Below are 12,307 nucleotides of genomic sequence, written 5' to 3' on the forward strand. Positions count from 1 at the left end.
GAAAAAAATATGAGTAAGAAGACTGTCTGGAAAAGCAAGCAGGAGAGAAAAATAACATGATCATTAAGCGAATTGACTGAAAGAAAAAGCCCTGACCTCTTATGGGTCAGGCACTGGCCATTTTCAGAGATAACATGAACAGTTTTAATTTCGTGATGATCAAGCGGCTATTGTTTACGGTTCTTTTTGCGGCCTTCTTTAAATAGCCAGAAAGCAAACACCCGGGTCATGGTGGGCATCACCACCCAGGTCATCAGCAGCACGGTGCAAAGGCAGCTGATCAACGTGGCCAGAAAGCGTGGCATGGACTCTGGGAGCATCATGGAAATGAAGGGCGGGATGAAAAAAATCTGTGGATAAATGGCCAGCAGGGTGACCAGGGCCATTCGGTATTTGGGTGGTTTCTGCAGGGCCTTCGTGGGCGGTTCGAACCAGAACTCAATGCCCTCAAGTCTTTCTGCCTGAATTGACTCAACCAGATCTGGCAGTTTTTCCAGCCATTGATAACGTTCTTCCGACTCTTCCCAGGCCGACAGGGTTACATGGTCACGAAAGCGGATCAGGGTATGAAGGCTGCGGTCATCCTCACGGGTGGGCTTGATCACCTGGGTGCCTTCGTACCCATCGAATTTCCGGGCAGCTTCACTGATGCCTGCCATCCAGATACGGTATTCTTCCTGTTTACCAGGCTTGATCGTGTTGGCAATCAGCAGCGTTACCGGATCTGGATTCAGGGTCATCAGTGATTATTCCTTTTGAGTCTGGTACTCAATGCTTTTTTCTACCGCGTCAACCACAGTCTGGTAACCGGTGCAGCGGCACAGGTTGCCTGCATGCTCGCGGCGGATGTTGTCCCTGGCGCTTTTATTTGAAGAGCTATCCTGACAGCAGCCTCCTTTTTGAGCAAGGCCTTCCACGAAAGAGGTGGTTTTCATCACCAGGCCCGGGGTACAAAAACCGCACTGAACGGCCCCGGCATCAATATAGGCCTGCTGAACGGACGACAGTTCCCCATTAACCGACTCTCCCTCAATGGTACGAATCGCCCTTCCTTCCGCCCTGATGGCCAGAGTGATGCAGCTGTCCACAGGTACATCATCAATCAGTACTGTGCAGGCACCACATTCGCCTACGCCGCAGCCTTCCTTGCAGCCGGTCAGGCCATGCTCCCGAAGTGCTTCCAGCAGTGACTGTCTAACGTCGATCACCAGTTCGACCGGTTTGCCATTAAGCTGGCATTGAATAATCTGTTTCATAAAGCATCTCCAGCTTTTTCCAGTCGTGCCCCGGCACGAATCATGGCCTCAGTCACCACCCGGTCGGCGAGAGTGCGGATAATATGCTCCCGGAAGTCCTTGCTGGCACGCCAGGAATTTCTTGGGGAGAGCTCTTCCAGAACCATGGCGGCTATGTCCCGGATGAGTGAGCGGGAAACCGGCTGGCCGGATACCTGTTCTTCAAGGGTTCGGCAACGCCTGGGGACAGGAGCTGCCACGGTATAAGCCAGTTTCATGGATTGAAGACAGTTGTCCTCTATTGTGCAGGCTGCGGCACAACCGATAGTGGCGATATCCATGGCTTTGCGCATGGCGTATTTGTGAAAATGGCTGCCGGTTTTCTGACGATCCGTGCTCTGGTAACTGTCAGGTTGAACCGTGATCCGGGTTACCAGCTCACCGGGTTCAAGGTGAACTTTGCCAGGCCCTGCATAAAAGTGCTCGACCGGCATTTCCCGGGTTCCTGTCCGGCTCTGCAGGGTTAATACGGCATCATAGGCCAGAAGAGGAGCGGCGCTGTCGGCACTGGGAGCACCGTTACAGATATTGCCGCCGATGGTGGCCATGTTGCGAACCTGGGGGCCGCCAATGGAAGAGGCGCCTTCCACCAGGGCCGGTAACAGGTCATGGTGGTTCAGGTAATCAATCAACTGGGTGAAGCAGACTCCAGAGCCAATCACCAGGGTACCATCATCATGGCGTGTGATTCGGGTCAGGTCTTCAATTCCGTGGATATCCACCAGTTGGCTGAAGCCACGTTTGCCCTCACGAAGACGGATAAGCACATCGGTGCCTCCGGCAATCAGTTTGCTGTCGGGGTGATCCGCCAGCAGGGCACAGGCATTGTCGATACTGCTGGCCCGGTAATACTGCTCAATGGGAAACATACCCTTACTCCTTAATCAGCCCGGCAGAACGGAAGGCCCTGAACAGGGCTTTTGGTGACATGGGCAGCTGGTTCATGGCGACACCGGTAGCGTCCAATATGGCGTTGCGGATGGCCGGGGCAACGGACAGCAGGGGAGGCTCACCCAGGGATTTGTTACCGAACGCGGCAGTGGGCTCGTGGGTCTCCACAAAGTCACACTGGATATCCGGAGCATCAATCATGGTGGCAATTTTGTAGTCCAGCAGATTGTTGTTGTAGATCCACCCGGTTTCCGGATCTGTCAGAAGCTCTTCACTGAGAGCCCCGGAAATGCCCATGCCGACTCCACCGTACACCTGTCCCGCAGCCAGGTCGGGATTAATTACCTTACCTGCGTCGTGAACATTGCGAATGCCGAGAATGGTTACCTGGCACAGCTCGATATCGACCTCTACTTCCACAAGGGTGCAGCCATAGGAATAGGCGTTAGTGGTCACTTTTCGTGAAACATCGGCGGTGAGTTGTTGCCCGCGGGTTTTGTGATAGTAGGCATCCAGTGCCAGTTCTCCCAGAGGCAGCCGTTTGTTCTGGCCGTTGTGGATAATGGTATTGTCCGCGAGTTCGAGCTGCTCCAGAGGAGCTTCCAGCATGAGGGCGGCGTGCTCCAGGATTTTTCCGCGAAGCTGGTCGGCGGCTTCCGCTACGGCCTGGCAAACAATATAGGTCTGGCGGGAGGCAAAGGCACCGGGGTCGAAAGGTGTGGTATCGGTGTCCTGGGTGGAGACCACTTTAATGGAAGAGGTGGGAATACCCAGTCGTTCAGCGGCCATCTGGGCGATCACCGTATCGGAGCCCTGACCAATTTCTGTGGCGCCTACCTGTACGGTTACCCGTCCATCCTGATTGAGCACCATGCGGGCACCGGCAATTTCCACTGAGGCGGGGAAAGTGCCACTGCCGTAGGAGAAGCCGGCGATGCCCAGCCCCCGACGGATGTTGCCGGTTTTAAATGCCTGATGTTGCTCTTTTTTCTGATCCCACTGGAATTGTTCGCGGCCTTTGCTCAGGCATTCACGAATCCCTGTGCTCTCAATGGGTTTACCGGTCAATGGGTTGATATCCCCAGTCTGGGCGGCGTTGCGCAGACGAAAATCAATGCTGTCCATGCCGATGAGCCGGGCAGCGTCTTCCATGGTGGACTCCACCGCAAACACCAGTTGGGGGGATCCATAGCCCCGCATGGCACCTGCCGCGGGCAAATTGGAATAGTGAGTCACTGCCTGATAAGAGAGTGCCGCCTGTGGATAAAGTGGGGCAATCTTGGAGCCTGCCGCCTTGGCAATAGAGTGTCCATGGGAGGCATAGCCGCCGGTATTGGAGGAGACATCCATGGTCAGCGCTTTCAGTGTGCCGTCCTTATTGACCCCACATTGTGTGTTGACCCGGAAAGGGTGACGCATGCGGGTGCTGGTCAGGCACTCTTCACGGTCCAGCTCCAGCATCACGGGAATACCACCCAGTTTTTTCGTCAGGAAGGCAACCATGGGTTCCAGCACCACATCCTGCTTGTTGCCAAAACCGCCACCAACTGCCGGTTTGATCACCTGTACGGTACTGATGGGGACATCAAGGGCCTGGCTGACAATACGGCGACAGATATGGGGAATCTGGGTGGAAGACATCACAACAATATGGTCGGTGTCGTCCATGTAGGCCCAGGCCACATGGTTTTCCATATGGCAGTGCTGAACCATCTGGGTCTGGTATTGCCCTTCAACGCGGATATCGGAATCCTGCAATGACTGCTGGACATCACCGCACTGGTAACTGTGTTCACCCACCCGGTTCTGGCTGCCCGGGTGAATTTCCGTAGCCCCTTCTGCCAATGCCTGTTCGTGGCTCAACAGGGCCGGGTATTCTTCATAGGTGACTTTGATTTTTTTCAGGGCCTGGCTGGCAGTCAGGCTGTCCACTGCCACGACTACGGCAATTTCATCACCGTGATAGCGAACATGCTCAGTGAGCAGCAGGCGGTCTTCTTTATCCCGTGCCGCCGGGTCAAGATTGAAGGCATGGCCGGCCGTGGCAAAAGGTATTTTGGGAATATCGGCAAAAGTAAATACGGCCTCTACCCCAGTCATGGCTTCGGCTTCAGAGGTGTCGATGGCCTTGACCCTGCCATGGGCAATTGTACTGTGGAGGTATCTGGCAATACGGGTGCCGGGCAGGGTCAGATCACTGGTAAAACGACAGCGACCTGTTACCTTGGCCCGGGCATCCAGGCGTTCCTGAGAGGTACCAACGGACATAACATAATCCTTGATGCTTGTGAAAACTGACGGCAATTCTGAAAATTAATTCACCCAGTAGCGAAAAGACTCATTCAATGGTTTTCTGGGTATGAACTGGCCGTGACCCGGTGAGCCGGTGAACTGGCCATCCCGGGCAATGATCTTGCCTCTGGACAGGGTCATGACCGGATACCCCTGGAGCTTCAAGCCTTCATAGGGGCAATAATCTGCCCGGCCATGCATCAGTCTCTGGCTGAGAGTGACTTCCCGGTCCGGGTCGAGGATCACCAGATCGGCGTCAGCCCCTTCGGCAATCAACCCTTTGTTGGGGTAAAGACCAAACAGCTGTGCCGGGCGGGTGCTGACCAGTTCCACAAAGTGGTTGATGGACAGCCGGTCTTTCATCACCCCTTCGGAAAAGAGCAGGGGAACCCGGTTCTCAACGCCAGGCAAACCGTTGGGACAATACTGGAAGCCATCACGTCCGGCCCGTTTCTGGGCCATGGTAAAGGCGCAATGGTCGGTGGCAATGGTGCTAATGGTACGATCATTGAGCCCCTCCCAGAGTTGCTTCTGGTGGTAGTGATCCCGCAGTGGCGGGCTCATGATGTACTTCAGGCCTTCATCCCAGGGGTGCTCTTCAGAACCGGTGGTGTTGTAACTATTGATGTTCAGCAACAGGTATTGCGGGCAGGTTTCGGCATAGACTGCCTGTCCCCGCTGGTGAGCCTGGCGGATGTATTCCAGGCCGATGCCATTGGACAAGTGCACAATATATATGGGGGCGTCCCCGGCCAGGGTAGCCAGGTTGATCATTCTGCCAACGGCTTCCGCCTCACACTCAGGTGGTCGGCTGAGGGCATGATAAATGGGCGCTTTCTGCCCATTGTCCAGTAATTTGTTTTTCAGGAACCGAATGGCTCCGTCGTTTTCCGGGTGGACGCAGGTCAGGGCATTCAGCTCGTTTAATCGTTCAAGAGCGGCCAGAACCTGGCTGTCATCCAGTTTATAGTTGTAGGTGAGGTAGAGTTTGAAACTGCTGATGCCTTCATCGACGACCATGGACTCCATTTCATCCAGAATGCTGTCGTCAATATGCTGGATGGTGCCATGGAAACTGTAGTCAATAACCGCTTTGTCCCGGGCATACTCATGGTACCGTTCCAGTTGATGGTGCAGGGAGCAGCCCGCCGGACCGAAGCCCATATGGTCAACAATGGTGGTGGTGCCTCCGCAGGCGGCGGAAACGGTACCGCTGTAAAAGTCATCGCAGCTGCGGGCAATGCCCACATCAATATTCAGGTGGGTGTGAACGTCAACGCCGCCGGGTATCACATACTGACCGGCGGCGTTGATGATTTCGGTATTCTCGCTATCTGTCATTTCTATGACAGGGGCAATGCGTTCAATTTTGCCATTACGGGTCAGAAGATCTGCCCGCTCACTGGTATCCGCATTGACCAGGGTCGCATTTTTTATCAGGACGTTCATGGTCCCATCCCTTTATCTTCGGGGCGGTCATCGGCTGTTGGAGAACGCCGACCTACCTGTTTATAAAAAGTCAGTCGTAGGTCGACTTTCCTCTTGAGAGCCGACGACTAGCGTTGCTTCAGTTGTTGGTTCCCCCAGGGGGAACCAACCTGCCAGCGAAACTGGAATTTATTTTTCCAGGTTATGGAGGTACATACCTGGAATGGCGGCGTACATGGCGGCGCACTTAACCAGGTGATCCTTCCAGGTTTTTTCATTGGGCGCATGAGCTTCCGGCTCTTTACCAGGACCGAAGCCAATCACAGGAATGTTGTAACGGCCCATGATGGAAACGCCATTGGTGGAGAAAGTCCACTTATCGACCAGAGGCTTCTTGTCGAACAGCAGTTCGAAGCAGTCTTCAGTGGTTTTTGTCACCATGTGGTCTTCAGGAATGACCCAGGCTGGGAAGTAGCACTCGGTTTCATAGACCAGCCCGGTGTAGGCAGGACGGTCATAGTTGTACATAGTGACTTTGGCGTCAGCGGCCTTGACTGCAGGCAGGGCACGGATCTCGTCCAGAGCACCTTCCCAGGTTTCACCCCAGGTCAGACGACGGTCGATAGAAATGGCGCAGCTGTCGGCAACCGCACAGCGGCTTGGAGAGGTAAAGAAGATTTCAGAAACGGTCAGGGTTCCCTTGCCCAGGAACTCATCGTCGCCCAGGTTCTGGGAGAGTTCATTGATTTCGTTAAGAATCGGGCCCATCTTGAAGATGGCGTTGTCACCACGCTCCGGAGCTGAGCCATGGCAGCTGACACCACTGACTTCTACCCGGATTTCCATGCGGCCACGCTGACCACGGTAGATGTTGCAGTCCGTTGGCTCGGTGCTGACCACAAACTCGGGCTTGAGGCCGGTTTCATTAATAATGTACTGCCAGCACAGGCCGTCACAGTCTTCTTCCTGAACGGTACCGGTAACGACCAGTGTGTAGTCGTCTTCCAGGCCAAGGTCCTTGATGATCTTGCCGGCGTATACCATGGAGGCCATACCCCCTTCCTGGTCAGACGCGCCACGGCCACCGATGGTTTCTTCATCTTCGTAGCCCTGGTAAGGATCAAAGGTCCAGTTATCCAGGTTGCCTACACCGACGGTGTCAATGTGGGCGTCCATGGCAATGATGTGCTTGCCATGGCCGATGTAGCCGAGCACGTTACCCTGGGGGTCGATGTCGACTTTGTCGAATCCGACTTTTTCCATCTCTTCTTTAATGCGCAGGACCACTTTTTCTTCATCGCAGGACTCGCTGGGAATAGCGATCATGTCCCGGAGAAATTTAGTCATTTCCGGCTTGTATTCTTCCGCTTTTTTCAGGATCTCGGAAAAAGGGAGTTTCAATTCTTTGGTCATGGTTTTGTATCCTTGTTTAAGGGCCCCCTCAGGGGCCTTAGTCTTTCTGGTCAGCTCAGGGATCGAGCTGACAATCAAATGCTGTACTTGCCTTCCCAGACCACGTTCTGGTAGTTGACCGGGTCAGTGTCGCCTTCGGTATTGAACAACAGCACTACCGAGTTCTGGTTTAGGCCAAGTTTCTGCATGATGTCTTTGGCGTGTGGGTGATTGGCAATGGCATAAAGTGTGCCCACACCAATGGCTCCGGACTCGCCGGAAATAATCCGTTCATCCCCGGGCAGAGGGCTGGCCTGAATGCGCATACCCAGAGACGCAGTCCGGTCTTCAACGGACAGGAAGTGGCGGCTGCAGTTTCTGAGAACTTCCCAGCCCAGAGGGTTAGGTTCACCACAGGCGAGGCCGACCATGATGGTGTCCAGGTCACCGGTGACATTGATGGCAGAGCCGTCTTTGCTGCAGCCGGAACGGTAGATGCAGTCCGCCTGATGAGGTTCGGCGGTGATGCCAGTAAAGTTTTCAGCACCATAGCGGTTGGCAAGGTAGCCCAGTACGCCACCGGCCATGGCACCAACGCCGGCCTGGAGAATGACGTGGGAAGGCAGGTCTATGCCCAGAGCCTGGATCTGTTCAGCCGCTTCGTCGGCCATGGTCATGTATCCCTGCATGATCCAGGTGGGAATCTCGGTATACCCTTCCCAGGCGGTGTCCTGCACCATCAGCCAGCCATTTTCATCGGCATTTTTGCAGGCCAGACGAACCGCATCGTCGTAATTCAGGTCAGTAACGATGCACTCAGCACCCAGGCGACGGATGTTTTCTACCCGCTCGGCTGCTGCGCCTTTCGGCATATAAACAACGGCATTCTGGCCGAGCTGTTGGGCGGCCCAGGCAATTCCCCGGCCATGGTTGCCATCGGTTGCGGTGGCAAAAGTGATGGGTTCCTGTCCTTTGAGGCTGTCAAAGGTGAAGTCTTCCAGGGCAATCCCCAGCTTCCGGCTGACACACTGGCCGATGGCGTAAGAGCCTCCCAGTACTTTGAAGGCGTTGAGGCCAAAGCGATAGGATTCATCCTTGACCAGTATTTTTCCCAGGCCAAGCTGTTGTGCCAGGTGATCCAGGGATCTCAGTGGAGTAGGTTCATAACCGGGTATCCGGCGATGAAAGTCCCGGGCTATCCGGGCGGTTTCGGTACTGAACAGTGGGGAAGACTCACCACTGAAAAAGCGGTTGTCCTCCTGTTGGATAGATAGAGCAAATTGTGACATGGCTTTCACATCCCTGATGTAAAAAAGAAGATCTGGCTGCGTCCCTGCTGCGAATTAAGCAGCCAGGGACGACTTATTGGATGGATCAGGCGTCAATACGACGAGCGCCCTTTTTCATCAGGTTTTCAAGGACAACGTCCGGGTTGGCAAAGCGACGGTTGAGGATCATGGAGGCGATGATGAATGGCTTCCAGCCTGCCTCTTTGTAAGTGTCAATCAGGTACTTGTTGAATACGCCTTCTGTGACTTCACCTTCCTTGCAGGAAACGCCAGTGATGTCGGCGGGCAGGCAGTGCATGTAAAGCGCTTCGCCATTGCGGGTCTGCTTCATCATCTCTTCGGTGCAGTGCCACTCTTTGTGCTGGGCGTTCTGGGCCAGACATTCCTGCTCAAGGCTCTTCAGACCAGCCTGGTCACCGGCTTTCAGCAACTCTGTACGACGGCCCATCACATGATAAGGAGCCCAGGACTTGGGATAGACGATATCGGCATCCTTGAAGGCTTCTTCCATGGTACTCACCTGGGTGAAGCTGCCACCGCTTTCTGCAGCCTGGCGGCCAGCTGTTTCAACCACGTCTGGAATCAGGTCGTAGCCTTCGGGGTGAGCCAGAGTGACGTCCATGCCAAAGCGGGTCATCAGGCCGATGATGCCCTGGGGAACGGACAGAGGCTTACCGTAGCTGGGAGAGTAAGCCCAGGTCATGGCAATTTTCTTGCCCTTGAGGTTTTCCAGGCTGCCAAAGTGTTCGGTGAGCCAGGCCAGGTCAGCCATGCTCTGGGTGGGATGGTCAATGTCGCACTGCAGGTTGACCATGCCCGGACGCTGGGCCAGAACACCGTTTTCCTTACCAAAGTCCAGGGCGCTGCCCACTTCACGCATGTACTGGTTGCCATAGCCCAGGTACATGTCGTCGCGGATACCGATGACATCGGCACAGAAAGAGATCATGTTGGCGGTTTCACGAACGGTTTCACCGTGGGCGATCTGGGATTTGCCTTCATCCAGGTCCTGAACAGCCAGTCCCAGCATGTTACAGGCGGAGGAGAAGGAGAAGCGGGTACGGGTGGAGTTATCACGGAACAGGGAAACACCCAGACCACTGTCGAATACCTTGGTGGAGATGTTTTCGTTACGCAGCATTCTCAAGCCTTCAGCGACCTTGAGCACCTGCTTCAGTTCATCGGTGGACTGCTCCCAGGTCAGCAGAAAGTCCTTGGTGTGCAGTTGGGTGTTGAGGGCGCTGATCTGCTGAATAAGGTCGTTGAATTGGCTCACGTTATTTCCTTTTCTTAACTTGAGATCTCTTGCCCCTTTGAGAATGCGGCTGAGATCGGTCTTTTACTGGCTGGCGGAAACGGACGTTGATGACTGAGGTCGTCCTGAAATTTTCGCCAGGTGGATGGTTTCTGTGTTTTAAGAGCCAACAAACGTGCCAACTTTTAGTTTTAAAACTTCGGTGAGGGAAAATGGAAGTGCTTAGATTTTAAACACTGCGCTGCAGCCCTTGATAAGAGCGGGGTACAGCTGTGTTGTTTTGTTTTCAGGTATGAGAATTTGTGAGCAGGATTGGATTAGGGGTGAGGCTGGCAGGGCTTACCGGAGATAAATAGCGGCCTTTTATTCTTTTTGATCTATCAGTTTGATAGAGAAGCGGTGAGAAAAATCAAAATGAAAAGTGCAGTGAGAGACAGAGCCGATGTTCTATCTGATTTTATTACTGAGTCTTATGGGGAAATACCAAAAGGGGATTTTGAAAAGCAACTGGAGCTTTTGAATGTTTCCAAAATGAGTCGTAGAAGTCGTAATGAATTAAAAGAATTACTTCAGCTGCAACCAAGTGGAGGGGATCATACTGAGGTCCACAAAGCATACAAAGAACTGGTGGAAATAATAAAGGCAATCTAATAATTTCACCACTCTTTCTAAGTGGGTATGAAAATTAAACCGGTTTGAATACTTGATTTCAAACCGGTTTTTTAAATTCAGTTTCCCCTGTGTCACAATATTGAGAACTTTTCAGAGTTTCTCAATAAGAAGAAACTCATTATTGTGAAAGTCTCAGCACAGCCTCCAAAACCCCTCCGGCAATGGCCCTGGCCTTATCGGAGACGGTCGTGTGATCCACCTGGTCGCCCCTTGGATCGATATCTCCAATCTTGAAGCCTTCCGTCACTTCAGAGCCCTCGCTGATCATGCCGCGGACCTTGCCGCTGATTCTTGCAGTGATCTCCGTCTGTTGTCCTTCGTGCTCAAGGATGGCGACTACCTGCCCTTCACTGACCAGTTCACCAATAGGGGCTCTGGGCACAATGTGGCCTTTTCCTGGAGAACGAATTACCCGCTCTTCACCATAGCCCATAATGGTTCCGGGCTTGCCGGTGTTGGCTTTGGCCTGTCCCTGATAGATGACCCTGGCCAGGTTATGGCCCCGGCAGGTTTCAATCACTGCATCCACATCCTCTCCAGCGGTAAAACCGGGGCCAAGACCGATGGTGGTGCTGGCCATGGAGCGATCGGTTCCGGTATTCCTTTTTGCCAGAATGGCGTCGATCAGAACTTTGGGTTTGAACTGGCGAAGGGTGCGGCATTCAGGGTCTGCTATCACTGCAATTTCACGATTATCCAGAATCTTACACGCTTCACTGACGGAGCGGGCTTTTCTGGCCGTAATGTTTTCTACGGTCACCTGGCCATCGTCGTTGAGCAGGGCACCGGCAAAGGAGACATTGGTGCGGATGACTGTTGGACGGGGAAGGTCCAGCATCACCACTTTATACCCAGAGTTATGGAGTTTGACTGCAGTACCTGAGGCTAGGTCTCCGGCTCCACGGATAACGATGGGTTTACTCTGTTGATCAGCCAGGCTCAGTCCGCCGGTGCCTGGGAGCGCTTTCTGACGAGAGAGAGCGAGGATTTCAGCCATAATACTCAGGGCAATCTCTTCCGGGCTCTCTGCTCCGATATCCAGGCCAACCGGGGTTCGTACCTGCTCAAAGCGTTCGGTGGAGATGCCCATCTCCAGGCATTTTTGTCTCAGGGTGGTGATTTTTTTACGGCTGGCCAGCTGACCAATATGGCGGGCCTCACTGTTCAGAATGGCGGGCAGGGCATCACCATCTTCATGGTTGGTGGCAATAATCACCTGAGTGTTGTCACGAATAGAGGCCTGGGCGATGGCATCCACAATGTTTTCCCCAAGGATAAACTGGGTCTGGGGGGGGTAAACTTTCGGGTTCAGGTTGGGTTCCCAGGAGTCGGCAACGGTAATGCGGTAACCCAGCACTGCAGCAAGGCTGGCTACGGCACGGTTCACATGGCCACCCCCTACCAGCAGCATATCCGGGCGGATTCCCTGGACATCAATATGCACGGTCATGGCGCCGCCGCAATCCATTCCCATGGCATGCTTGCCAGAGCGGGCCATACTGCCTTTTACCGTTCTGGATTTGCCTTCCTTCAGGGCTTCTGTGGCTTCATTAATCACATGTCGTTCAATCATGCCCCCGCCGATGGTACCGAGGGTTCGTCCATCTTCCTGAACCAGTAACATGGCATCATGGCGAGGGGCGGAACCTTTGGTCTCAATGATGGAGGCCAGGGCAAAAGGCGTATTCTGTTCGTAGAGGCGGGCGGCTTCCGCAAAAATATTCATGGACATCCCCCTTGGATGATCACTGCTTGTTCTTTCTCGTAAAAACGGTCGTGAAAAATATTTTGCA

Annotated in this window: 10 protein-coding genes; 1 reads left to right on the forward strand and 9 read right to left on the reverse strand. The window is 53.8% G+C overall.

What is annotated here, in order from left to right:
• Positions 1–167 precede the first annotated feature (167 nt).
• The 8 genes from ACNRUY_RS00395 to ygeW all read right to left on the reverse strand — a co-directional run bounded on the left by ACNRUY_RS00395 (position 168) and on the right by ygeW (position 9,863).
• Positions 168–740 (reverse strand): hypothetical protein, encoded by a 573-nt coding sequence (locus ACNRUY_RS00395; protein ID WP_488109651.1) that lies wholly within the window; start codon positions 738–740, stop codon positions 168–170.
• Between the two features lie 6 nt (positions 741–746).
• Positions 747–1,256, reverse strand: coding sequence for a (2Fe-2S)-binding protein (locus tag ACNRUY_RS00400; protein ID WP_488109652.1), 510 nt, complete (start codon positions 1,254–1,256; stop codon positions 747–749).
• Positions 1,253–2,164: a xanthine dehydrogenase subunit XdhB gene (gene xdhB / locus ACNRUY_RS00405; protein WP_488109653.1), complete on the reverse strand. Its 912-nt coding sequence runs from the start codon at positions 2,162–2,164 to the stop codon at positions 1,253–1,255. Before xdhB ends, ACNRUY_RS00400 begins: the two co-directional genes overlap by 4 nt.
• Positions 2,165–2,168: 4 nt before the next feature.
• Positions 2,169–4,454, reverse strand: coding sequence for a xanthine dehydrogenase subunit XdhA (gene xdhA / locus ACNRUY_RS00410; protein ID WP_488109654.1), 2,286 nt, complete (start codon positions 4,452–4,454; stop codon positions 2,169–2,171).
• Positions 4,455–4,499: 45 nt separating this feature from the next.
• A complete protein-coding gene (hydA, locus tag ACNRUY_RS00415; RefSeq protein ID WP_488109655.1) occupies positions 4,500–5,927 on the reverse strand; it encodes a dihydropyrimidinase in 1,428 nt (475 codons plus the stop codon).
• Between the two features lie 168 nt (positions 5,928–6,095).
• The gene (locus tag ACNRUY_RS00420; protein WP_488109656.1) at positions 6,096–7,319 is read right to left on the reverse strand and encodes a YgeY family selenium metabolism-linked hydrolase; all 1,224 of its coding nucleotides are present in this window, start codon (positions 7,317–7,319) and stop codon (positions 6,096–6,098) included.
• A gap of 74 nt (positions 7,320–7,393) precedes the next feature.
• Complete coding sequence (gene dpaL / locus ACNRUY_RS00425; protein WP_488109657.1) at positions 7,394–8,587, reverse strand: diaminopropionate ammonia-lyase; 1,194 nt, start codon at positions 8,585–8,587, stop codon at positions 7,394–7,396.
• 85 nt (positions 8,588–8,672) lie between these two features.
• Entirely contained in the window at positions 8,673–9,863 is a 1,191-nt protein-coding gene (gene ygeW, locus ACNRUY_RS00430; RefSeq protein WP_488109658.1) for a knotted carbamoyltransferase YgeW, read from the reverse strand.
• A gap of 393 nt (positions 9,864–10,256) precedes the next feature.
• Here ygeW and ACNRUY_RS00435 point away from each other — a divergent pair, with 393 nt between their 5' ends.
• Positions 10,257–10,493, forward strand: coding sequence for a hypothetical protein (locus tag ACNRUY_RS00435; RefSeq protein WP_488109659.1), 237 nt, complete (start codon positions 10,257–10,259; stop codon positions 10,491–10,493).
• Positions 10,494–10,632: 139 nt separating this feature from the next.
• On the opposite strand, the gene yqeB is transcribed toward ACNRUY_RS00435, so the two are convergent.
• Positions 10,633–12,240, reverse strand: coding sequence for a selenium-dependent molybdenum cofactor biosynthesis protein YqeB (yqeB, locus tag ACNRUY_RS00440; protein ID WP_488109660.1), 1,608 nt, complete (start codon positions 12,238–12,240; stop codon positions 10,633–10,635).
• Between the last annotated feature and the right edge of the window lie 67 nt (positions 12,241–12,307).

Source organism: Endozoicomonas sp. Z74, assembly GCF_057680865.1.

Excerpts from the sequence above, each read along its gene's own strand:
- ACNRUY_RS00400 (WP_488109652.1), bottom strand. The coding sequence starts at position 1,256 with ATGAAACAGATTATTCAATGCCAGCTTAATGGCAAACCGGTCGAACTG.
- ACNRUY_RS00420 (WP_488109656.1), bottom strand. The coding sequence starts at position 7,319 with ATGACCAAAGAATTGAAACTCCCTTTTTCCGAGATCCTGAAAAAAGCG.
- ACNRUY_RS00395 (WP_488109651.1), bottom strand. The coding sequence starts at position 740 with ATGACCCTGAATCCAGATCCGGTAACGCTGCTGATTGCCAACACGATC.
- hydA (WP_488109655.1), bottom strand. The coding sequence starts at position 5,927 with ATGAACGTCCTGATAAAAAATGCGACCCTGGTCAATGCGGATACCAGT.
- yqeB (WP_488109660.1), bottom strand. The coding sequence starts at position 12,240 with ATGAATATTTTTGCGGAAGCCGCCCGCCTCTACGAACAGAATACGCCT.
- ACNRUY_RS00435 (WP_488109659.1), top strand. The coding sequence starts at position 10,257 with ATGAAAAGTGCAGTGAGAGACAGAGCCGATGTTCTATCTGATTTTATT.
- xdhB (WP_488109653.1), bottom strand. The coding sequence starts at position 2,164 with ATGTTTCCCATTGAGCAGTATTACCGGGCCAGCAGTATCGACAATGCC.
- xdhA (WP_488109654.1), bottom strand. The coding sequence starts at position 4,454 with ATGTCCGTTGGTACCTCTCAGGAACGCCTGGATGCCCGGGCCAAGGTA.
- dpaL (WP_488109657.1), bottom strand. The coding sequence starts at position 8,587 with ATGTCACAATTTGCTCTATCTATCCAACAGGAGGACAACCGCTTTTTC.